This is a genomic window from Nocardioides sp. Soil796, assembly GCF_001429525.1.
GTDB lineage: Bacteria > Actinomycetota > Actinomycetes > Propionibacteriales > Nocardioidaceae > Nocardioides.
Genome location: NZ_LMSQ01000018.1, coordinates 683,016 through 704,325, shown reverse-complemented (window position 1 = coordinate 704,325; position 21,310 = coordinate 683,016). Strand labels below are relative to the sequence as shown.

19 protein-coding genes are annotated in these 21,310 nt (G+C 68.8%); 9 read left to right on the top strand and 10 right to left on the bottom strand.

Translation table 11 applies throughout. From position 1 onward, the window contains the following. Nucleotides 1-35 precede the first annotated feature (35 nt). Nucleotides 36-1,493, top strand: coding sequence for an aldehyde dehydrogenase (locus ASH02_RS14745; RefSeq protein ID WP_056687840.1), 1,458 nt, complete (start codon nt 36-38; stop codon nt 1,491-1,493). Nucleotides 1,494-1,544: 51 nt separating this feature from the next. Here ASH02_RS14745 and ASH02_RS14740 read toward each other — a convergent pair whose 3' ends face one another. The 3 genes from ASH02_RS14740 to ASH02_RS14730 form a co-directional block, all read right to left on the bottom strand. Then, the gene (locus ASH02_RS14740; RefSeq protein WP_056687843.1) at nt 1,545-2,303 is read right to left on the bottom strand and encodes an SDR family NAD(P)-dependent oxidoreductase; all 759 of its coding nucleotides are present in this window, start codon (nt 2,301-2,303) and stop codon (nt 1,545-1,547) included. Nucleotides 2,304-2,452: 149 nt separating this feature from the next. Further along, nucleotides 2,453-3,589: an acyl-CoA dehydrogenase family protein gene (locus ASH02_RS14735; RefSeq protein ID WP_056687846.1), complete on the bottom strand. Its 1,137-nt coding sequence runs from the start codon at nt 3,587-3,589 to the stop codon at nt 2,453-2,455. Nucleotides 3,590-3,606: 17 nt separating this feature from the next. Beyond that, nucleotides 3,607-4,401: an enoyl-CoA hydratase-related protein gene (locus ASH02_RS14730; RefSeq protein ID WP_056687849.1), complete on the bottom strand. Its 795-nt coding sequence runs from the start codon at nt 4,399-4,401 to the stop codon at nt 3,607-3,609. Nucleotides 4,402-4,597: 196 nt separating this feature from the next. Here ASH02_RS14730 and ASH02_RS14725 point away from each other — a divergent pair, with 196 nt between their 5' ends. Genes ASH02_RS14725 through ASH02_RS14715 form a run of 3 tightly spaced genes read left to right on the top strand, consistent with a single transcriptional unit; the run spans nt 4,598 to nt 8,047 of the window. Beyond that, entirely contained in the window at nt 4,598-5,755 is a 1,158-nt protein-coding gene (locus ASH02_RS14725) for a 2-hydroxyacyl-CoA dehydratase subunit D (protein ID WP_200949865.1), read from the top strand. A gap of 34 nt (nt 5,756-5,789) precedes the next feature. Beyond that, on the top strand, nt 5,790-7,121 hold the full coding sequence (locus ASH02_RS14720) for a 2-hydroxyacyl-CoA dehydratase subunit D (RefSeq protein ID WP_056687852.1): 1,332 nt from the start codon (nt 5,790-5,792) through the stop codon (nt 7,119-7,121). Further along, nucleotides 7,118-8,047, top strand: coding sequence for an acyl-CoA dehydratase activase (locus tag ASH02_RS14715; RefSeq protein ID WP_056687854.1), 930 nt, complete (start codon nt 7,118-7,120; stop codon nt 8,045-8,047). The genes ASH02_RS14720 and ASH02_RS14715 overlap by 4 nt, the downstream gene beginning before the upstream one ends. 233 nt (nt 8,048-8,280) lie before the next feature. On the opposite strand, the gene ASH02_RS14710 is transcribed toward ASH02_RS14715, so the two are convergent. After that, the gene (locus ASH02_RS14710) at nt 8,281-9,942 is read right to left on the bottom strand and encodes an AMP-binding protein (protein WP_200951234.1); all 1,662 of its coding nucleotides are present in this window, start codon (nt 9,940-9,942) and stop codon (nt 8,281-8,283) included. Nucleotides 9,943-10,056: 114 nt separating this feature from the next. Here ASH02_RS14710 and ASH02_RS14705 point away from each other — a divergent pair, with 114 nt between their 5' ends. Beyond that, entirely contained in the window at nt 10,057-10,848 is a 792-nt protein-coding gene (locus ASH02_RS14705) for an SDR family NAD(P)-dependent oxidoreductase (RefSeq protein WP_056687857.1), read from the top strand. Continuing rightward, the gene (locus tag ASH02_RS14700; protein ID WP_082564132.1) at nt 10,845-11,657 is read left to right on the top strand and encodes a PaaI family thioesterase; all 813 of its coding nucleotides are present in this window, start codon (nt 10,845-10,847) and stop codon (nt 11,655-11,657) included. The genes ASH02_RS14705 and ASH02_RS14700 overlap by 4 nt, the downstream gene beginning before the upstream one ends. 98 nt (nt 11,658-11,755) lie before the next feature. Here the strand turns inward: ASH02_RS14700 and ASH02_RS14695 are convergent, their stop codons facing one another. Together ASH02_RS14695 and ASH02_RS14690 are read right to left on the bottom strand one after the other, a co-directional pair. After that, complete coding sequence (locus ASH02_RS14695; protein ID WP_082564133.1) at nt 11,756-12,853, bottom strand: NAD(P)H-dependent flavin oxidoreductase; 1,098 nt, start codon at nt 12,851-12,853, stop codon at nt 11,756-11,758. Then, complete coding sequence (locus ASH02_RS14690; RefSeq protein ID WP_056687864.1) at nt 12,850-14,019, bottom strand: acyl-CoA dehydrogenase family protein; 1,170 nt, start codon at nt 14,017-14,019, stop codon at nt 12,850-12,852. The genes ASH02_RS14695 and ASH02_RS14690 overlap by 4 nt, the downstream gene beginning before the upstream one ends. Nucleotides 14,020-14,142: 123 nt before the next feature. Between ASH02_RS14690 and ASH02_RS14685 the strand changes: the two genes are divergently transcribed. Together ASH02_RS14685 and ASH02_RS14680 are read left to right on the top strand one after the other, a co-directional pair. Continuing rightward, the gene (locus tag ASH02_RS14685; protein WP_162251047.1) at nt 14,143-15,012 is read left to right on the top strand and encodes a PaaX family transcriptional regulator; all 870 of its coding nucleotides are present in this window, start codon (nt 14,143-14,145) and stop codon (nt 15,010-15,012) included. A gap of 81 nt (nt 15,013-15,093) precedes the next feature. Next, a complete protein-coding gene (locus ASH02_RS14680; protein WP_056688233.1) occupies nt 15,094-16,785 on the top strand; it encodes an AMP-binding protein in 1,692 nt (563 codons plus the stop codon). Nucleotides 16,786-16,795: 10 nt separating this feature from the next. On the opposite strand, the gene ASH02_RS14675 is transcribed toward ASH02_RS14680, so the two are convergent. Then, on the bottom strand, nt 16,796-17,302 hold the full coding sequence (locus ASH02_RS14675) for a thioesterase family protein (RefSeq protein ID WP_056687870.1): 507 nt from the start codon (nt 17,300-17,302) through the stop codon (nt 16,796-16,798). A 158-nt stretch (nt 17,303-17,460) separates the two neighbouring features. On the opposite strand from ASH02_RS14675, the gene ASH02_RS14670 reads away from it, so the two are divergent. After that, a complete protein-coding gene (locus ASH02_RS14670; protein WP_056688235.1) occupies nt 17,461-17,922 on the top strand; it encodes a MaoC family dehydratase in 462 nt (153 codons plus the stop codon). On the opposite strand, the gene ASH02_RS14665 is transcribed toward ASH02_RS14670, so the two are convergent. The 3 genes from ASH02_RS14665 to ASH02_RS14655 are packed head-to-tail and all read right to left on the bottom strand — an operon-like array spanning nt 17,907 to nt 21,294. After that, nucleotides 17,907-18,746: a tyrosine-protein phosphatase gene (locus ASH02_RS14665; RefSeq protein ID WP_056687875.1), complete on the bottom strand. Its 840-nt coding sequence runs from the start codon at nt 18,744-18,746 to the stop codon at nt 17,907-17,909. The genes ASH02_RS14670 and ASH02_RS14665 overlap by 16 nt on opposite strands. Next, nucleotides 18,739-19,845, bottom strand: coding sequence for a Zn-dependent alcohol dehydrogenase (locus tag ASH02_RS14660; protein ID WP_056687878.1), 1,107 nt, complete (start codon nt 19,843-19,845; stop codon nt 18,739-18,741). The genes ASH02_RS14665 and ASH02_RS14660 overlap by 8 nt, the downstream gene beginning before the upstream one ends. 18 nt (nt 19,846-19,863) lie before the next feature. Next, the gene (locus ASH02_RS14655) at nt 19,864-21,294 is read right to left on the bottom strand and encodes an aldehyde dehydrogenase family protein (protein WP_056687881.1); all 1,431 of its coding nucleotides are present in this window, start codon (nt 21,292-21,294) and stop codon (nt 19,864-19,866) included. Nucleotides 21,295-21,310 lie beyond the last annotated feature (16 nt).

The following is a 21,310-nucleotide window of genomic DNA, read 5'->3' as shown; positions in this document are numbered from 1 at the left end:
CACCTCGGGAATCCCACCACCCTCAGGAGAGAACCATGACCACCATCGACTACGACAGCTTCTACCTGGACGGCGAGTGGGCGTCGCCGACCACCACCCAGCGCATCGACGTCCACTCGCCGACGACGGAGCAGTTCATCGGCAGTGTCCCGGAAGCGGCTGAAGGCGACGTCGACAACGCCGTGGCCGCCGCCCGCCGTGCCTTCGACGACCCGTCCGGTTGGGCAACGTGGGAGCCGGCCAGGCGCACCGAGGTCCTTGAGCGGTTCGCCGCCGCCCTCGAGGCGCGCGGCCCCGAGACCGCGCGACGCGTCTCCATCCAGAACGGCATGCCGCTGTGGCTGGCGATGAACTTCGAGGCCGGCTTCCCCGCACTTCTCCTGCGCTACTACGCCGGCCTGGTCGAAACGGGCAAGGAAGAACGTCGCCAGGGCATGCTCGGCAAGCAGGCTCTGGTGCTGAAGGAGCCGATCGGTGTGGTGGCCGCCATCGTGCCGTGGAACGTTCCGCAGGCGATCACGTTCCTCAAGCTCGCCCCGGCGCTGGCTTCCGGCTGCACCGTGGTGCTCAAGCCGGCGCCGGAGACCGTCCTTGACGCGTTCCTGATGGCAGAGGCGGCCGTTGAGGCGGGCCTGCCCCCGGGAGTGCTCAACGTCGTCCCCGCCGGGCGCGAGGTAGGCGGCTACCTGGTCCAGCACCCCGGTGTCGACAAGGTCTCCTTCACCGGCTCCACCGCCGCCGGTCGGGCGATCGCCTCGACCTGCGGCAACCTGCTGCGTCCGGTCACTCTCGAGCTCGGCGGCAAGTCTGCCGCGGTGGTGCTGGACGACGCGAACCTCGCGGAGACCATCGAGGACTTCTTCGCCGCCACGATGCTGAACAACGGGCAGATCTGCTGGCTCGGGACGCGCGTCCTGGCGCCTCGCACGCGGTACGACGAAGTGCTCGACACGATCGCCGGACTGGCAGAGTCGCTCGTCGTCGGCGATCCGCTGGCGGACGGGACACAGGTCGGCCCGCTGGTTTCCGAACGTCAGCGCGACCGCGTCGAGTCGTACATCCGGAAGGGAAGCAGTGACGGTGGTCGCTTGGTGGTCGGTGGCGGCCGACCGGCCGACCTCGACAAGGGGTGGTTCGTCGAGCCGACGGTCTTCGCTGACGTGGATCGCAAGGCAACCATCGCCCAGGAGGAGATCTTCGGTCCAGTCCTGGCGGTGATTCCGTACGAGGACGAGGACGACGCCGTGGCGATCGCCAATGACAGCGAGTACGGACTCGGCGGTTCGGTCTGGACCGCCGATCCTGCGCGCGGCGAGTCCTTCGCCCGGCGTGTGCGCACTGGCACGATCGGGGTGAACGGATATTCCAACGACCCGTTCGCACCGTTCGGCGGGGTGCGCTCCAGCGGGCTCGGTCGTGAGCTCGGCCCCGAAGGTCTCGCCGCGTTCCAGTCGATGAAGACGATCTATCTGGACGAGACCAACGACGACTGACGCCTGATGCCTGCCCGGTGAGAACCGCCGGGCGGGCATCGGGTTCACCGATCAGCTCGGCAGGTGGACCATCATGCCGCCGTCGACCGGGATCACCTGACCGGTGATGAACGAAGCCCGTTGCGAGGCGAGGAACAGGTAGGCCTCCGCCAGCTCCTCGGGCTGTCCGAACCGGCGCAGCGGCGTGTTGGCGCGGACGCTCCGCGCCCGGTCCTCGGGAAAGCGTTCGAGCGCACGCGGGGTCGCGGTGACGCCCGGCGCCACGCAGTTGCACCGGACGCCCTGTGGGCCGTACTGGGTGGCGACGTACCGGGTGAGTGCCTCGACCCCCGCCTTCGCGATGCCGTACGACGACCAGCCGACGTCGGCCGCGCGGGCTTGCGTCGACGACGTGGTCACGACGGCTCCGTTCCCCACTGCGACCAGATGGGGCAGGGCCCGGGCGGTGAGGTGGCTGGTGGCGCGGAGGTTCACGTCGAGGCTCAGGTCCCAGGTACGCCGGGAGCTCTCCTCGACCGAGCCCTCGGAGCCGACGAAGACGCCGGCGATGTTGATCAGCGCGTCGATCCGCCCGTGCTCGGCGACCACTTGTTCGACGAAGCCGTCGATGGCCGACTCGTCCCGGAGGTCCAACGGGTGCGCATGGCCACCGATCTCATCCGCGACCTCGGTCAGCGGCCCCTGGTCGCGATCCACGAGGACGGTGACGGCTCCCTCTGCCGCGAAGAGCCGCGCCGTGGCGCCGCCGATGCCACCGCCCGCCCCCGTGATGATGACGACCTTGTTCTCGAACTCGTTGCCTTGGCTCATTGCGTCAACGTAGGTCTGCGGCAGCAGGAACGTAAGCGCGCCGGCGGGAGCCGCTGTGGGCCAGCACATCGAGGCGTGTCTCCCGTCTGTCGCACAGACGGGAACGGGCCCCGCCGGTAAGCCGGCGAGGCCCGTCGTGTGGGTCGGGGTCAGAAGATCGACTTGGCGATGATCTCGCGCTGGATCTCGTTGGTTCCTCCGAAGATCGGCGGCGCGAGCGCGCGCCGTACCTGGAACTCCATGCCGTACTCCCGGGCGTAGCCGGCGCCACCCATCAGCTGCATGGCCTCCAGGGCGGCGTTCTTGGCGACCTCGGTGGCGCGCATCTTGGCCATCGACGACTCCGCCGAGAGTCCGTCCTCGTGGCCGTCGTCGATGGCCTGGGCGACGTCGTAGACGAAGGCCCTCGTGGTCGCGATGTCGGTGGCGAGGTCGGCGACCCGGTGGCGCAGGGCCTGGAAGTTGCTGGTCGGCTGGCCGAACGCCTCGCGCTGCTTCATGTAGGCAACCGCGTCGTCGAGCGATCGGCGTGCGGCCCCGATGCTGAAGGCCGCGATGATCATCCGCTCCACGCTGAGTCCGCGCATCAGGTGCTTCCAGCCCTGTCCGGCGGTGCCGACGACGTTGGCGGCGGGCACCCGGACGCCGGTGAAGAACACGTCGTTGCAGGTGCGGGCCTCCATCGTGCGCACCTCGCGCATCTCGATTCCCGGCGTGGCCGTCGGGACCATCAACAACGTGAGCCCCTCGTGCTTGGGGCCGGAGGAGTCCTCGCGGACCAGGACCAGCATGTGCTCCGCGATGTGGGCCACGGAGATCCAGGTCTTCTGTCCGTCGATGACGTATTCGTCGCCGTCCCGCACCGCGCGCGTGCGGACCGCGCCGAGGTCGGACCCGGTGCCCGGCTCCGAGAGCGCGATGGCCTCCGTGACACCGCCGGCCAGGTTGGAGCAGATCAGCTTCTTCTGCTCCTCGTTGCCCCACTTGAGGTAGGTCTGGGCAGCGGTGAGTCCGGTGGTGTAGGCGAGCAGTCCCGGGAGCAGGCCGCGGTGCGCCTCCTCGATGAAGACGCACTCGTCGACGAAGCCGGCCCCGCCTCCGCCGTACTCCTCGGGAAGGGAGACGCCGAGCCAGCCGAGCTCCGAGAGCTTGGTGAGGATCTCCGGGCTGTGCGCCCGCGTCTCGTTCTCGGTCAGTTCGTCGAGCCGGGCCTGGGTCCCACACTCGCGGGCTGCGAAGTCGGCGATCGCGGCCGCGAACTCGAGTCGTTCGGCGTCGAGCCTCATGGCGTCTCCCGGACCCGTCAGTTGCCGCGGTAGGCGGAGAAGTCGGGCTGGCGCTTCTCGTTGAACGCCGTGATGCCCTCCTTTGCCTCAGGGGTCTCGCCGAACATCTTCAACGTCGTGATCGCCATGTTGCCGATGCTGACGAAGTGCTCGGTGTCGCTGTTGAACGACTGCTTGAGCACCTTCAGCGCGGTGGGGGAGTAGGAGTTCATCGTGTCCGCCCAGGCGCGGACCTCGGTCATCAGGTCGGCGGCCGGCACGACCTTGTTGACCAGGCCCCAGTCCTCGGCCTCCTTCGCGGAGAGACGGCGGAGCATGAACCAGATCTCGCGGGCGCGCTTCTCGCCGATGACGCGGGCCAGGTAGCCCGAGCCGAGGCCGGCGTCGAAGCTGCCGACGCGAGGACCGTTCTGGCCGAAGGTCGCGGTGTCGGCGGCGATGGTCAGGTCGGCGAGCACGTGCAGCACGTGGCCGCCGCCGATGGCGATGCCGTTGACGGCGGCGATCACGGGCTTGGGGATGTCGCGCATGACGCGGTGCAGCGCCTCGACCTCGAACAGGCCGCTCACGGACGGGCCGTAGTCGCCGGTCTCCGCGCGCTGCTTCTGGTCCCCGCCGGAGCAGAAGGCCTTCTCGCCGGCACCTGTGAGGCAGACGGTGCCGACCTCGTTGCTGCCCCAGGCGCGCTTGAACGCCAGGACCAGCTCGTCGACCGTCTGCGCGCGGAAGGCGTTGTAGCGCTCCGGCCGGTTGATGGTGATCGTGGCGAGGCCGTTCTCGACCTCGTAGGTGATGTCGGTGAAGTCGTCCATGAGGTGTCGCTGTCCTCTCTCGGGGTGCGGGCAGGCTTTGGCCTGACCATTTGCAGAATAGCCCTGAGAACGATCGTTCACAACCCCTGGTCCGGCAATGCCTCTGTGGCGGCCGCTCTTCCCGGGATGCATCATTTGTTGTACAGTATTGGGAACTCGCTTACAGAATACGTAGAACATCCCACAGGAGAGTGACATGACCGTCCCAGCCATGGAGCGCCTGGTCCGGGCGGCTCGCGACACACGCGGGTACGTCGCGGCCTGGCGTGCGGCACACCCCGACGGCAAGGTCCTCGGCGTCATGCCGATGAACTTCCCCCGCGAACTCGCCCACGCCGCCGGGCTGTTGCCGGTGATCGTCCCGGACGACCAGGAGCCGGTGACCGAGGGACGCGCCCTGCTTCCTGAGTTCTACTGCGGCTTCACCCGCAACCTGGCCGACCAGGTGGCCACCGGTCGCCTCGACCTCTACGACGCCGTCTTCATGGCCGACCACTGCATCCAGCTGGTCGGCGCGGCTGACGTCGCCCGTCAGCTGCAGCCGGAGACCCCGGTCTTCTTCGGGATGCTCGCCACCTCCCTGAGCGATGCCTGGGCCGGGCAGAAGGTCGCCGAGATGATGAACACCTTCCGCGAGGAGGTCGAGGCACTCTCGGGGTCGAAGGTGACCGACGAGTCGCTGAGGGCCAGCATCGCGGCGTACAACGCAGACCGGCGCGCCCTGCGGCAGATCTTCGACGAGCGTACGGCGGGCAGCACCGCCTGGGCGCCCACCGAGCTCCAGGACCTGGTCGCCTCGGCGATGGTGATGGACCCGGTCGAGCACCTCGCACTCCTGGAGCTGGCCCGGGCCGAGAAGGTCGGCCAGCCGCGCGACGAGCGCGTGCGGGTTCACCTCTCCGGCCACATGTGCCACGCCCCGCGCCGCGAGCTGCTCCAGGTGATCGAGGACAGCGGCGCGCTCGTGGTCGACGACGACCTCTGGACGGGGCGGCGCTTCCTGTCCACCGACGTGGACGAGGTCCTCGAGCCGATGGAGGCCATCGGCCACTGGTACACCTCCCGCAACGGCAACCTCCCTTGCCCGACCCGCGTGCAGCACGACGCCGACTGGGACACCTGGCTCGTGGAGTCGACGGAGCGCAGTGGTGCGGAGGCAGTGATCCACCTGATGCCGAAGTTCTGCGAGCCGCACATGCTGCTCTACCCCGAGCTCCGCAAGCGCCTCGACGCCGAGGGCATCGCGCAGCTGCTGATCGAGACCGAGCACGAGGGCATTCCGCTCGAGGCCTTCCGGACCAGGGTCGAGGCCCTCGTCGAACGTGTGCTGCGCAAGCGGCCGGCGTACGCCTGATCCACCACCTACTGCATGGAAGAGGGAACGCACGATGACTGTGACTGCACCTGACCGCACCAACCGCCTCGCGATCACTCGCGCTGGCGGCCAGCTCATCACCGACTACTGGGAGAAGCTCTTCACCGCACGCGACGAGGGAAAGCAGATCGTCTGGTACAACGGTGGCGCGCTCAACCCGATCTTCCAGGCCGCGGGTGTCGCGTGGTGCCACGGCGAGGCGTTCTCCGCCCGTCTGGCCGCGCAGCAGATGGAGGGGCCGGCCCAGCTGGCCGGCGCAGAGTACGGCTACAGCTCCGAGCTCTGCTCCTACTCGCGCACCCACCTCGGCTGCTCCGTCCTCACCGTGCAGGGCGAGGGCGACGGCAGTGGTGTCGTCGGCATGCACGACCAGAAGGAGCTGGCTGCCCGCCTGCCCCGCCCGGACTTCTTCGTCAACAACTATGCGGGCTGCAGCACCGGCCAGCAGTGGGACGAGGTGTCCTACCGTGTGTTCGGCAAGGAGGTCCCGATCTTCAACGTCTCGCACCCGTTCCTCTGGGGAAACAAGCCCGACGCGGGCTACCTCAAGGGCGAGGAGTGGGACGCCGCCTCGAAGTACGTCGCCGACCAGTTGCGCGAGCTGATCAGCTGGCTCGAGTTCCAGACCGGGCGGCCCTTCGACTGGGACGCACTCAGTGAGTCGATGTTCTACATCAAGCAGGCCGCCGAGCTGCGCCGGGAAGGCCTCGACCTCTGCAAGCAGAAGCCGGCACCGGCGACCTTCTGGGACTGGATCGCCTCGGTCGCACCGATCAACTTCCTTCCCGGGGACCAGGCGCTGGTCGACTACTTCGCCGGCGTACGCGACGAGATCCAGGGCCGCATCGACACCGGCGTCCAGGCGGTCGAGGGGGAGAAGTACCGCATCTACTTCGACGGCATCATGAACTGGAACAAGCTCGGCTTCCTGTCCCGCAAGTTCGCCGAGCACGGCGCATCGGTGGTGGCCGGTCGCTACATCCAGAACGCCTTCTGGCAGGAGCCGCAGCTCCTAAACCCGTCCGACCCGCTCCTCGGCATGGCACAGCACTACCTGCTCTGCCCGACCAACCACGGCACCCGGACGCTGGACCACCTGACGCTCAAGGACTGCGCCGACTACCAGGTCGACGGGATCGCGTTCCACTCCACGCGCACCTGCCGCGCCTTCACCGGACCGCAGCGCCTGCTCGCCGCCTCGGCCGAGAAGAACCTCGGGATCCCCTCGATGTTCTTCGAGGGCGACGTCGCGGACGCCTCCTTCTACAAGGACGAGATCCTCGAGAGCCGCCTCGCGGCGATGCTCGAGGTGATCGACGTACGCCGTGAGCGTGGGTCGATGTGACCACTCGCCACTACCTCGGGGTCGACCTCGGTTCCACGACCGCCAAGGCCGTCGTCATCGACGGCCTTGGCGGCATTGCCGCGTCGAGCACCATCGCGATGGGCGCGGTGAGCCGACGCGGCATGCAGCGGGCGATCGATGCCGCGCTGGAGTCCGCGGGCCTCGAGACTGCGGAGCTCTCAGGCACGGTGTCGACGGGGTACGGCCGCAAGCTCGTGCCCGGGGTGCAGCGCACCTTCACGGAGATCACCTGCCATGCGCGGGGAACCTCCGAGATGGTGCCCGGAGTGAGACTGGTCATCGACGTCGGGGGCCAGGACAGCAAGGCGATCACCGTCGGTTCGGACGGCCTGGTCGACGAGTTCGCGATGAACGACCGCTGTGCCAGCGGCACCGGCCGTTTCTACGAGGTGCTGGCCCGCGCCCTGGAGTGCGAGATCGACGATCTGGGTGCGTTGGCCATGCAGGGCAACGACGATCTCGAGATCAGCACCATGTGCGCGACCTTCGCCGAGACCGAGATCGTCTCGCTGATGGCGCAGGACCTGCCGGTGGCCGACATCGCCTCCTCCGTGCACCGTGCGATCGCAGCGCGAACACTCGCCCTGGTGGCGCAGGTCGGGAAGCGCACACCGGTGGTGCTCACCGGTGGTGTGGCGCGCAATCCGGCGGCCGTGCACTTCCTCTCGCGTGCCCTCCGGGTCGAGGTCGGGGTGCCGGAGCAGCCGCAGATCACCGGAGCGTACGGCGCCGCGCTGCTTGCGTTGGAGGCCGACCAGCGGGGTCGGCCCGTGCAGGACGTGGCCGGCGCCGATCACCTCTTTCCGCGTACGTCGCACGACGAGCCCGGCCACTCCTGCGCCGGGTGTGACGGCAACCTGGCCGGACCTGTCGACCTCGGCGCCTCCATCGCGGTTCGTCGCTGAGCCCGTCGAGGCGATCCTCGATGCCTCGGAACAGCCCGACGTCACCGCCACCGACACGGTCGGCGTTGAATGAACGTTTGTTCAAGAACAGGTCTTGAACAAACGTTCATTCAACGTGGATCACACCTCAGGCGTAGGGCCTGCGCTGGTGGATTCGCGGAGTCGCGCCAGAGGCACCCGGCGTCGCTGGGAGCTACACGTTGGCGCTGTGAGCTACGCGTGCGCGCCCTGAGCTACGCGTCGGCGGGAGCGCTCGTCGACGTACGGACCTCGTCGAAGGTCACCGACCCCTCGACGATCTGGTCGCGCAGCACGAACTTCTGGATCTTGCCGGTCGGTGTCATCGGCAGGTCGGTGACGAACTTCCAGAAGACGGGCGTCTTGTGCGGCGCGATCTGCTGGCGCAGGAAGTCGGTGAGCTCGGCGACCGTGGGTTGCTCGCTGCCGTGCCTGATCTTGAGGAAGGCACTGACCTGCTCGCCCCACTTCTCGTCGGGCGCGCCCACGACGGCCGCCGTCTCGATGGCCGGGTGGTCCTGCAGGGCTGCCTCGATCTCAGCGGGGTAGAGATTGATGCCGCCACGGATGATCATGTCCTTGACCCGTCCGGTGACCTTGAGGAAGCCACGGGCGTCCATCTTCCCGATGTCCCCCATGTGCAGCCAGCCCTCGTCGTCGATGGTCCGGGCCGTCTCCTCGGGCATGTTGTAGTACTCGAGCATGTTCTGGTAGCCGCGCACGCAGATCTCCCCGGCGATCTCGAGAGCCGCGGGGGCACCGGTGAGGGGGTCGGCGATCTTCATCTCCAGCTGCGGGAGCGGTTGGCCGACGGTGTCGGACTGGTCCTCGGGAGAGTCGGTGACGCGCGTCTGTGAGACGACGCCGTGCGCCTCCGTCTGCCCGAAGAGGATGCTGAACTGGCAGTGCAGCCGAGCCATGGTCTTGCGGACCAGAGCGGCGGGGACGGCTGCCGCGCCGCTGAGGATGGTCTGGAGGCTCGACATGTCCCGCCGGTCAAGCTCGGGGTGGTCGAGCATCGCGATGAGCATGGTCGGCACGACCAGGGTGTGCGTGCCCCGGTAGGTCTCGAACGCCTCGATCAGTTGGCCGGGATCGAAACCGGGAAGGATCACGAACGTGCCGCGCTTGGCCCAGGCCCCGAACGAGGTCACTGCACCACCGCCGATGTGGTACATCGGCATCGCGTTGATGTAGACGCCTCCGTCGGACATGCCGGCCCGCTCGGCGACGAACGTCGCTTCGTTGACCAGGCCCATGTGGTGCAGGACGGCGCCCTTGGGGAAGCCGGTCGTGCCCGAGGTGTACTGCACCTGCACGACGTCCCGCGGCTCAATGGCGGGCAGCGCGGTGGACGGGCTGCCCGAGGCGAGGAACTCGTCCCACTCCGAGAAGGGGTGGATGCCGCGCAGGTGGGGGAGTCCGGAGCTCATCTCGTCGACCATGCCGCGCATGTCGAAGTCCCGGTGCGTGTCGACCAGGAAGACCGCCACGGACTCCGACTGGGAGAGGACGAACTGCATCTCGCGGGCGCGGTACGCCGGGTTCAGCGCGACCAGCACCATCCCGGCCATGGCGATGCCCTGCTGAAGCACGATCCACTCCGCGCTGTTGGGTGCCCAGATCGCGATCCTGTCCCCGGGCTGGTAGCGGGCCAGCAGTGCCCTGGCGACGTCCTCGATGTCGCTGAGGAACTCGGCGTACGTCCACTCCTTGCGGGCGTCGGCGTCCGGCACGCAGTTCACCAGGGCGAGTCGATCGGGCACGGTCGTCGCCGCGTGACGGATCACGTCGCAGACGGTGACCTCGCGGACCTCGCCGGGCTCGGCCGGCCAATAGGACTCCGTCAGATTCATGCGTGCGGTGCCATCGGTCATGTCGCGCTCCAGAAGTCGGTCGTGTGATGCGTGCCACCTGCACGGTAGATCGAAAACGTGCGACACTCAAGAGAACTCAGTTGCCAATAATGTAGTACTCCACAGGAGGAGCCCATGAACGCCAGGCCTCTGGTCCGCACTCACTCAGAACAGGCGGTCCTGGTCGCCGGTGGTACGTCGGGCGTCGGCCTGGCCAGTGCCGAAGCGTTCCTCGATGCCGGCGTACGGCGGATTGCGCTCATGGGCCGGTCCCAGGAGCGCGGTACGCGTGCCCGGGCGACCCTCCTCGAGCGCTGTCCCGACGCGCAGGTCGAGTTCCTGTCGGTCGACGCCGGCGACGTCGACCTGGTGCAGGAGGCAGTCGCAGAAGTGCACCGGAGGCTCGGTGGTCTCGACGTCCTCGTCAGTTCGGTGACCACGGCGTACCGGCCCGAACTGCTGCATCGCACCGACCCCCTCGACATCGCGGGGATTCTTTCCGGGCAGGCGGTCCCGCCCATGCTGCTGACCCGTGCGGTCTTGCCGTTCATGCGTGAGCAGGGTGGTGGCAGCATCATCAACATCGCCTCCGACGCTGCCAAGGTGGCCACTCCCGGTGAGTCCGTGCTGGGTGCGGCGATGGCGGCGATCGTGATGTTCAGCCGGGTCGCCGCGATCGAGGCCAAGCGGGACGGCGTGCGGGTGAATGTGCTGACACCCTCCCTGATCGCCGGGACGGCCACCGCTAAGAACGTGCTCAGCGACGGCTTCAGCAAGAAGCTCTTCGAGAAGGCGGCCGAGCAGGCCCACCTCGGAGTGGCGGAGCCCGAGGACCTGGCTGCCATGGTGGTCTTCCTCGCCGGCCCCGGCGCCGCGCGGGTCACCGGCCAGGCGATCAGCGTGAACGGCGGGATCTCGGCAGCATGAGGGCAGGAGTGAGCGTCGCCGACGGCGTGAACGCATTGAGTGCCATCCAGTTCGTCCTCTCCGGACCGACGAAGCTCTTCGGAGCAGACCCTTGGCAGGACGGCGACACTGTGCGGGGCGTGATGCCCGCCGATCGCTTGTTCCCGGGGGCTGACGGTCGGCCGGCAGTCGGATCCCTCGGCGTACTGGTCGACGAGGTGGTCGGCTACTCGATCATCGGCAGCCTCCCCGAGGGTGCCTGGACCGTCAGTACCGAGATCTGGATCGACATCGTCCGCCCACTTGCCGATGCCGAAGGTGAGCTGAGTGCGTCGGCGCGCAGCATCGCGCCCGGATCCTTCGCGACCGGTGAGCTGATCGATGCTTCGGGAAACTTGATCGCCGAGTGTCGTGAGCGTGGTCGGGAGATTGCCGATCCGCCGGACTTCGCCGTGGCCCGGACTGATTTCGCCTTCGATGGCGCGGTCGACCTCGACCAGGACCTCAGTGGTGTGCTCTCCCTGCGCGAAATGGGGGAGGGCTGGGTGCTTCCCGTCGTGCCACGCTGGGAGAACCCACGCGGCGTACTGCACGGCGGCGTTTCCCTCGCGGCCAGCGAGGCGGCCGCCACGGCCTCGAGGGTCGAGGCGGGCAGCGACCTGGCCACCTCGTCCCTGCACATCGTCCACACCCGCGCTGTGCCGAGCGGCGTGGACCTGGAGCTGCGTACGACGACCCGCCACGCGGGCCGCACCCTCTGGGTCACCGACGTCGACGCGGTGTGGAACGGCAAGGTCTGCGCGACCACCCGGGTCAGCGCCCAGGCCTGAGCCTGCAGAGCTCCGATCGACCTCGATCTGACAGCCAGGCTGACAAGTAAACGGAGAGCCCGACCGCCACTGGACGGTCGGGCTCTGCGTGCCTTTGGTCAGGCGACGACCATGTCCCGAGTGAGGGCTCGCAGGATGTCGGCCGCCTCTCGTGCGGTCCGGGGCACGAACTCGGCCACGTCCACGAGGTCGTGGATCGCGGAGGCGACCTGTCCGGTGAGGACCAGGCTGTTCTCGACGTCTCCCTCGGTCTGGGCCCGCTGCATCGACTCGATCTTGTGGCGCACCAGGCTCACGGCATCGACCTCACCGAGCTTCGCGCCCTCGAGAAGTTCGCGCGACGCCGTGTTCCTGAGCCCCCGGCACGGTCCGTAGACCCCGTTGAACGCGACGTCGTCGCCCTCCTTCGCGTCGAGGAGGGCCTGCAGGTACGCCGGGTGCCAGTCGCTGTTGTCGTGGGTCGTGATGAACCGGGTGCCCATGGCGACGCCGTCGGCGCCCATCGCGAGGGCGGCGGCCAGGCCTCGCCCGTCGCGTGCACCGCCCGTGAGCAGCACCGGTACGTCCACCGCCTCGGTGATGCTGGGGACCAGGACGAACGTGTGCACGGCGGCGCTGGGTGCGTGCCCGCCCATCTCGAACCCGGCGGCGATGACCACGTCGACGCCGGCCTCGGCGGCCTTCACGGCCTGTCGGGTCGATCCGACCTTGTGCTGGTGCACCACGCCGGCGTCCTTCAGCATCCCGATGTAGGGGCCGGGGAATCCGGCGGAGGTGGTCACCACTCGGAGCCGCGCGGCGATGGAGCTGTCCGCGGCGCGGGCCTCCAGGGCGGTGCGGACGTAGATGTCGGTGAACGGCAGGACGTCGCCGTTGGCGTCCACTCCGATCGGGATGTTGACCGCGAACGCCTGTTCGGTCAGCGAGGCGCACTCCTCGATGTGCTCGCGGAAGGTGCGGGCGCCGGCGGCCAGGTCCTCGGGCATGCCTGGCATGGAGACCGTGCCGAGACCTCCGGCGTTGGAGACCGCCGCGGCAAGGCGCGGCGTACGGAACGGTCCGAGGCCTTCCTGCACGATCGGATGGTCGACGCCGACGAGCCGAGTCCACCGGTTGGCCAGTGGGGCGGTGGTGGCCGGTGGCGCGGGTGGTGCAGCGGGCGGCGCGGTGGGCTGCGCGGTCGGTGACGAGGTCATGAGGTTTCCTTTGTGTAGGGGACGAAGTCGCGGCCGAACCGCTCGCGGGCGATGATGATCTTCTGGATCTGGGCAGTGCCGTCGGCGATCTCCACGGCCATCACGTCGCGGAGTCGTTGTTCCAGCCCCATCTCTGTGGCGTAGCCGTAGTGGCCGTGCAGCAGCAGGCATTCCTTGACCGCGGCGCTGGCCAGCTTGGGTCCGAACCACTTGGACATGGCGGCCTCGGCGGTGTGCTTCTCGCCGGCCGTACGCCGCGACAGGGTCGAGTAGCAGAGCAGTCGTGCGGCCTCCAAGGTTGTGCTGTGCTCGGCGAGTGGGAACGAGACGCCTTCGTAGCGCGACAGCGGCTGGCCGAAGGCGTGGCGGTCGCGGACGTAGCGGGCGGTCAGGTCCACCGCGGCCTGGGCTGCGCCGATGCCGGTGAGCGCCAGCAGGGGGCGGGTGAAGTCGAAGCCGCCGAGGACGCTGCGGAAGGCGCTTCCCTCCGCTCCGACGAGGGCCTCGGCGGGGACGTGGACGTCGTCGAAGAAGATCGTGCCGCGGCCCATCGGTCGCCAGCCGGTGTCCGACATGGTGCTCTTGGTGATCCCGGCGGCCTCCAGGTCGACGAGGAACGTCGAGACCCCGACGTCCTCCCCGTCGCGCAGGGTGCGGGCGACCACGATCATCGCCTCGGCCTGGGCGAGCATGGTGATCGAGGTCTTCTCGCCATTGAGCAGGTAGCCGCCGTCATGGGCCGTGGCCGTGGTCCGGATCGCCGTGGCGTCCGACCCCGCGTGCGGCTCGGTGAGCGCGAATGCGACGTAGGTGTCGCCGGAGGTCAGCGGAGGCAGCCAGCGCTTCCGCATCGCGTCGTCGCCGTGCTGCGCGATGAGCGACGTCATGAGCAGCACCGGGATGACGGCGTTCGCGACGTTGAAGTCGGCGTACGCGAGCTCTTCCACCGCGAGGCCGACGGCGACGTAGTCCTCGGTGTCGAGCGGGTTGTGGTCGGGCCCGGCCAGCAAGGAGAGGACTCCGAGCTCGCCGACCTGTCTGTGCTGCTTCCACGGGAAGTCGTCGGCCTGCGCGCGGGTCAGGTATCCGCTGGCCAGCTCGTCGCGGGCGAACCTGCGCACGGACTCCCGGATCGCCAGCTGGTCGTCGCTCGGTGCGTGGTCCATCGGCTCCTCCAAAGATTGACATTCAATGTAACTCGATCACGATTCACGTAGAATCTAAACCTCGGGTCCGCATCGGGCAAGGGCAGATGGCTAGGCTGCCGTCCGGACGCAGGAGGAATGCACATGCCGACACCGTCATCGACGGCACCGCTCGTCGGGCGATCGCCATTGCTCCGGGCCGAGGGCGAGAGCCTGGCGCCCGGAAGTGCGCGCTCCCTGCTCGTCACGATCCTCGGTGAGCTGGTCTGGCCCACCGGCGAACCGGTGTGGACCTCCACACTGGTGCGGCTCCTGCGTGGCCTCGGCATCGAGGAGCAGACCGCTCGCCAGGCCATCGCACGAGGCGCACAGTCGGGCTGGATGGTCCCGGAGCGACGCGGCCGCGAGGTCAGCTGGTCGCTCGGGCCGCGGCTCGAGCACATCTTCGAGGTCGGCTCGAAGCGCGTCTTCTCACTCAGCGACCCGTTCGAGGACTGGCCGGGCACCTGGCTCTCGGTCCTGGTCACCATCCCCTCGACGCACCGTCGTACCCGCCGGCCGCTGTACGCCGGACTCACCTGGGCAGGCTTCGGGAACCCCGTCCCCGGACTCTGGCTCAGCCCGCACGTGGAGCGCGTCGACGAGGTGCGCGAGCTGATCGCCGAACTCGACCTGCACGAACACACCATCTCGCTCGTGGGCAGGACCGACGAGGTGGGCATCGGGGAGTTGGAGATCGTCTCTCGGGGGTGGGACCTCGCTGCCCTCGAAGAGCACTACCGGATGGTGCTCAAGGCGATCGGCACGCTGGACCCGAAGCCGGGCGAGGACACCATGTTCGCCTTCCTCCGCATGATCAGCGAGTGGCAGGAGCTGCCCCGCACAGACCCGCAGCTGCCCGAGGCGCTGCTGCCCGACTGGATCGGCCGCCGTGTGGCACGGGAGATCGAGGAGCGCCGCGCCAAGTGGACACCGTCGGTGCGGGCCCTGTTCTCGGAGATCAACGGATCCTGAAGTCGGGGCGACTGTCGAGGTCCACACCGCTGCATGCTGGTCACGGTGGAGCCGGGCGCCCGACCTGCGCAGACTCGCAGGGTGACTCCTCCAAGGTTCGACCCCACAGCCGAAGACTTCGACGTCGAGACCCTGCGTGCGCGCCGCGCCGACAGGCGCTGGAACAGGATGTCAGTGGGCGACATCCTCGAGCGGGTCACCTGGAGCACGCCTGACAAGACCGCTCTGGTCGGCTGGGACGGGGCGTACGGCGACCCGCGGTTCGCCCGGATGACCTACCGCGAAGCAGACGAGGCCGCCAACCAGGTGGCACATGCACTGCTCGGCGAAGGCCTCGAGCCCGGTGACCGGGTCCTGCTCTACTGCGACAACTCCGTCGAGGCGATCGTCCTGTTCTTCGGCATCGCCAAGGCCGGGATGGTCGCGGTGCCGGTCAACTCGCTGCTCGCGGACGACGTACTCGCCCATGTCCTCGACCACGTCGAGGTCTCACTCGTCGTCGCCGATGCCGGACTGGCGGCTCGAGGTGACGCGGTGTTCGCGGCGCGGGGCCTGCGCCCGGCGGTCAGCATCCCCATCGGAGGGGAGACTCCGGCCGGAAGCACTGAGTTCGCCGACTGGATCGGCGACCGGCCGACCGAAGAGGTCGACGTGACCATCCACGGCGACGACATCTGGGCCCTGCTGTTCACCTCGGGCACGACCTCGATGCCCAAGGCGTCGATGACGGCGCACTCCTACTCCTATCTGAGTGCGTACTCCTACGCGATGTCGCTGACGCGCGGGCTCGCCCACGAGACCGACCTCGTGCTCGCGACGTTCCTGCCGATCGTCTACCACTGCGGGCACAACTCGACCGTGATGCCTGCGATGCTCAGCGGCGGCACCGTCGTGATCGGCCGCCGACCGGATGCCGAGGGGCTGGCGGCGGCGGTCACCCGCGAGAAGGTCACCGCCGTCTGGGCCGGCTCACCGCTGTGGGTCGGCAAGCTGGTCGAGGCCGCCGAGGCCGACCCTGCCGGAGTCGACCTCTCCTCACTCACCGTCGTGATGTTCTCGTGGGGCGCGATGACCCCGGATCTCTTTCCCCGCTTGAAGACCGCGGCGGGTGGTGACGTCGCGATGCTCGAGGTCTTCGGCCAGACCGAGTCCCAGTCGTGCTTCCGGTTCTGGCCCGACGCCCAGCCCGGGAGGGCGGCGGAGTCGTTCCAGGGCGTCAACCATGTCGGCCTCCCGACGCCCTTGCTCGCCGCCGACGTGCACGACCCGTCCGGTACGTCGCTCGCCGGCACGGTCGGCGCAGCAGGCGAAGCCGTCTATCGGAGCCCGATGATCACTGCCGGCTACTACCGCAACCTCGAGGCCACCCGAGAAGCGTTCCGGGACGGCTGGTTCCACTCCGGTGACAGCTGCGCCTACGTCGCCGAGGGTGACCGTGCGCAGGTGATGGTCGACCGGCTCAAGGACGTCGTGAAGTCGGGTGGGGAGAACGTCTCCAGCATCCGGGTCGAGGGCGTGCTCGCCGGTCACCCCGCCGTGGGTCGCGTTGCCGTGGTCGGCGTACCGGATGACACGTGGGGTGAGCTGGTCACGGCCGTGGTGATCCCCGCCGAGGGGGCCGCGGTCAACGAGCGGGACCTCATCGCCTGGGCACGTCAGCGACTGGCCGGCTACGAGACGCCCAAGCGGGTCGTCGTCATGGCCGCGATGCCCGAGACGGTCGGCGGCAAGGTGCGCAAGCACGAGCTGCGGGCCCAGCTCGCGGCTGGCTGACGCCGGTCCTTCAGGACCGCAGGCCCATCGAGCCGGACAGGGGAATCGGCCAGGTGACCTGCGCAGCCTCTGCGACCCAGCCGTCGATCGCCGCGGACACGTCCTCGGGGAAGTCGACCGGCCGACGGGTGTCCATCCCCACGTGCACGAGCACGATCTCGACGGTGCAGGCCAGCACCTCGCGGTCGCGATCGACCAGGAACGCCAGCACGTGGCCGGCCTTGCGCGAGCGCCCGAGGAGCAGGGTGTGCACGGAGAACTTGCCGCCCTCGTGCATCTCGCTGAAGTAGCGGATGTGGTGCTCCGCGGTGAACACGCCCATCCGGCGCTGCGCCCGGTAGTCGTCGTCGATGCCCACCCGCCGGCAGATGACATCGGCGCTCGTGGCGCAGTAGTCGAGGTAGTGGCGGATGTTCATGTGCCCGTTGACGTCGATGAAATCGGGGGAGACCTCGCCGGACAGCAGGGGCTCGAGCTCGAGGACCTGTGCGTACGACGGCAGTGCGGGTTTGCTCATGGGGCCAACGTAAGACGTCGGAGCCTTCCCGGTCCTCTCGTCCCACGCGCCGCGCTGTCGATCGCGACAGGCGGAAGGTCCTGTCCCGGTTGACCAGCGGTGTCGGCAGTGATGGTCTCGCCACAACGCTGGACGAGTCGAACGAGGAGCAGGACCTGATGACGCTTGAGATCACGGTGGCCGAGCTGGCCGAGGCGAAGGACCTGGACCTGGGCTCCTCGCCCTGGCGCAGGCTCGAGCAGACCCGCATCGACACCTTCGCCGACGCGACCGACGACCACCAGTGGATCCACGTCGACCCGGAGCGGGCGGCAGACGGGCCGTTCGGCGGCACCATCGCGCACGGGTACCTGACGCTCTCCCTCGTGCCGTCGATGCTCAAGCAGCTGATGACCATCACCGATCACGGGCGCGGCACCAACTACGGCCTCGAGAAGGTGCGGTTCACCGCACCCGTGCCCGTTGACGCCGAGATTCGGCTGAGCGCCTCGATCCCCGAAGGCACTCGTCGGCCGGACGGCGGTGTGCAGTACCGCGTGGCCCTCACGATCGAGATCAACGGCCAGGAGCGCCCCGCGATGGTCGGCGAGTCCGTCTACCTCACCTACGCCGCCGGCTGAGTCGGCTCCACCAGAAGCGCGGCACGCAGTGCCGGCACCACATCAGGGTTCATCCCGGCCGCGACGAGGTACGCCACTGGGCCGCCGTACTCCTCGTCCAGATGGGCGAGAGCCCTGCGCATGCTCTCGGCCGGCGTCTCGAACACCACCCGCACGGCGTCCGGGTCGACGCCTGCCTCGCGGATCATGGAGGCGTAGGCGTCCACCCGGTTCGGCCGGAGCACCTGCGTGTAGGCGTAGTCGGTGACCGTCACCTCGCGGGGGACACCGAGCAGCTCCAACACGAGCCCGATCATCAGCCCGGTCCGGTCCTTGCCGGCGGTGCAGTGGATCAGTGCGGGCAACTGGCCATCGTCGGCGAGGGTCGAGATCGCCTGCGCGAACGTGGTCCCGGTCCGGTCGATCGTGCCCTTGTAGAACTCGGCGAGGTCCTCGGCATCGAACTTCGTGAGCTCGCCGGCCAGGATCCTGAGGACGATGCCGGTGTCCTTGCCCTCGCCTCCCTCGGCGAAGACGAAACGCCGGGCCTGGCCGCCGGTGGCCTCGGGCCAGGCAGAGGGAGTCGACTCGAACTCGCGGTCGGAGCGGAGATCGAGAACCGTACGCACGCCCAACCCACGGAACAGTTCGGCATGGATCGGATCGTAGGCGCCGTGCAGGGCGTTCAGGACGTCGTCCGAGGCGCGGGCCAGGACCTCGGCGCGGTAGAGCCGGCCGTGGGCGACGACCTTTCCGTCATCGGTCGGCAGGCCGCCCAGGTCGCGCAGGTTCGTGGTGCCCGGCAGAGGCAGGTGGGTCGCAGCAGACTCGTGGGTCTCAGGCATCGTTGCCCGCTGCGGACTCGGTTCCGGTGGCGGTCAGGATGGTGCGCACGACGTCTCCGGACTGTTGGCGCTTGACCACGTCGTTGATCTCGCTCAGGTCGACCACGTCGTCGATGAGTTTCTCGACCGGCAACCGCCCACTGCGCCACAGTCCGACCAGAGTCGGCAGGTCGCGGTGCATCGAGATGCCGCCGTGGAAGCTGCCGGTGATGCGCTTGTCGTCGTGGAAGAGCTCGTAGGCGTTGATCTCGACCGTCTGGTCGGGACGGCCGGCACCGACCACGGTGATGGTGCCACCGCGACGGGTGGCACGCCAGGCGGCCTGCACGGTGGTGGGGTTGCCGACGGCGTCGATGACCACGTCGAGGTCGGAGAGCTCCTCCAGCTGCTCCGGGGCGATGGTCCGGGTGGCACCCAGCTCGATGGCCTTGTCCCGCCGGCTCTGCATCGGGTCCACGGCGATCAGCTCCGCTGCGCCGGCGACCACGGCTCCCATCACGGCATTCAGGCCGACCGCACCGCAACCGATCACGGCCACGGCGTCCCCGGGCTGGACCTTCGCGCTGCGCAGCGCCGCCCCGGCACCGGTCGGCACCGCACAGCCCATCATCGCGGCCACCGGGAACGGCACGTCGGCATCGATCGGCACCACGGCGTTCGCGGGCACCACGGTCCGTTCGGAGAAGGTGGCGGTGGCCATGCCCTGATGGATGGGCATCCCGTCCACGGAGAGTGGCGAGGTGACAGGGGTGCCGCGTCCGGCGCGGGCGTCCGCCGAGGAACGACGGTTGGCGCACAGGTAGTCATCACCGCGCCGACACGGAGTGCAGTGCCCGCACGGCGGGACCCATGCCACGACCACGTGCTGGCCGGGCTCGATGTGCTTCACACCTGCGCCGATCTCGGTCACGATCCCGGCACCCTCATGACCCAGGACCACGGGCACCGGTTGGCCGAAGCCCGTCGTGAGGGACAGATCGGATGCGCACACGCCGCACGCGTGGAGCTCGACGCTCACCTGGCCCGGGCCAGGGGCGGCGATCTCCACCTCGGCGATCTCGAACGGCTTCCCGGCTTCCCACATCACTGCGGCTCTCATGGCTGCTCCCTCTGCGCGTCAGGCTTGGTAATGGATGGACGTATAGGTCAGATAGGCCTCGAGGCCCTCGGCGCCGAACTCGGTGCCGAGACCGCTGTCCTTGTGCCCACCGAAGGGGGCGGCCGCATTCGACCCGTAGTGGTTGATGCCGACGTTGCCGGTGGACAGACGATCGGCCACGCCGGTGGCCCGGTCGAGGTCACTGCTGAAGACCGTTGCGGCGAGGCCGTACGGCGAGTCGTTGGCGATCGCGACCGCGTCGTCGACGTCGCGGTAGGGGATCACGGCAAGGGCCGGCCCGAAGATCTCCTCCTGGGCGATGCGCATGCCGTTGTCGACGTCACGGAAGACGGTCGGCTCCACGTAGTACCCCTTCGCGAAGCCCGTGGCGGCTCGTCCGCCGATGACGGCCTTGGCGCCTTCGGCGGCAGCGATCTCGTAGTAGTCGAGGACGCGTGTGCGTTGTCGGGCGGAGACCAGCGGGCCGAAGAAGGTGTCGGGGTCGAAGGGGTCGCCCAGCTTCGCGCCGGAGATCACGTCGGCGGCCAGGTCGACGTACTCGTCGTACCGGGAGCTGGGCACCAGCAGGCGGGTGCAGGCCTTGCAGGTCTGGCCGGTGTTGCGCATGGCGACCTTGAGCAGGTGCTGCTCGATCACGGACGGGTCGGCGTCGTCGAGCACGATTGCGGGGGACTTGCCGCCGAGTTCCAGGGTGACCGCCTTGAGCTGATGCCCACAGGAGGCGCCGATGGAGCGCCCGGCGGCGGTCGATCCGGTGAAGGAGACCTTGTCGACGCCAGCATGCTCGACCAGGGCCTGCCCGGTCTCGACACCGCCGGTGACGAGGTTGACGACCCCGTCGGGAATGCCCGCGGCGCCCACGCACTCCATCAGGAGTCGGGTGGCCAGCGGAGTCTCGGGCGCGGGCTTGATCACCACGGTGCAGCCCGCGAGCAGCGCGGGGGCCAGCTTGATGATGACCAGGCCCAGGGGAAAGTTCCAGGGCGTGATGAGTGCGGCCACGCCCACCGGCACGCGCTTGACCACCGAATGCCCGGGAGCCATCGGGTTGGGGCGGTCGTCCAGCCCGCTGAGCAGGGAAGCCAACTCCGCAGTCACGCGCAGATGGGCAGCGGCGTGCTTCGGTGCCCCGGAGCTCTCGGACACCGGGGTGCCGTTCTCGGTGGTGATCAGGCGGGTCAGGTCCTCGCTGCGACGGGAGATCTCGTCGGCCAAGCGCTCAAGGGCCGCGGCACGCTCCTCCGCGTTGAGACTGCGCCAGGCCGGAAGGGCTGCGCGGGCAGCATCGACCGCGGCGTCGACATCCTGGACGTCTGCGTCGGGCACGGAGGCGATGAACTCCTCGGTGGCGGGGTTGATGACGTCATGGCGTTGCTGGGAATGGGCCTGGACCCATCGGCCGGCAACGTAGATGTCGTCGTGGCGCATCGGATTCTCCTCGGCT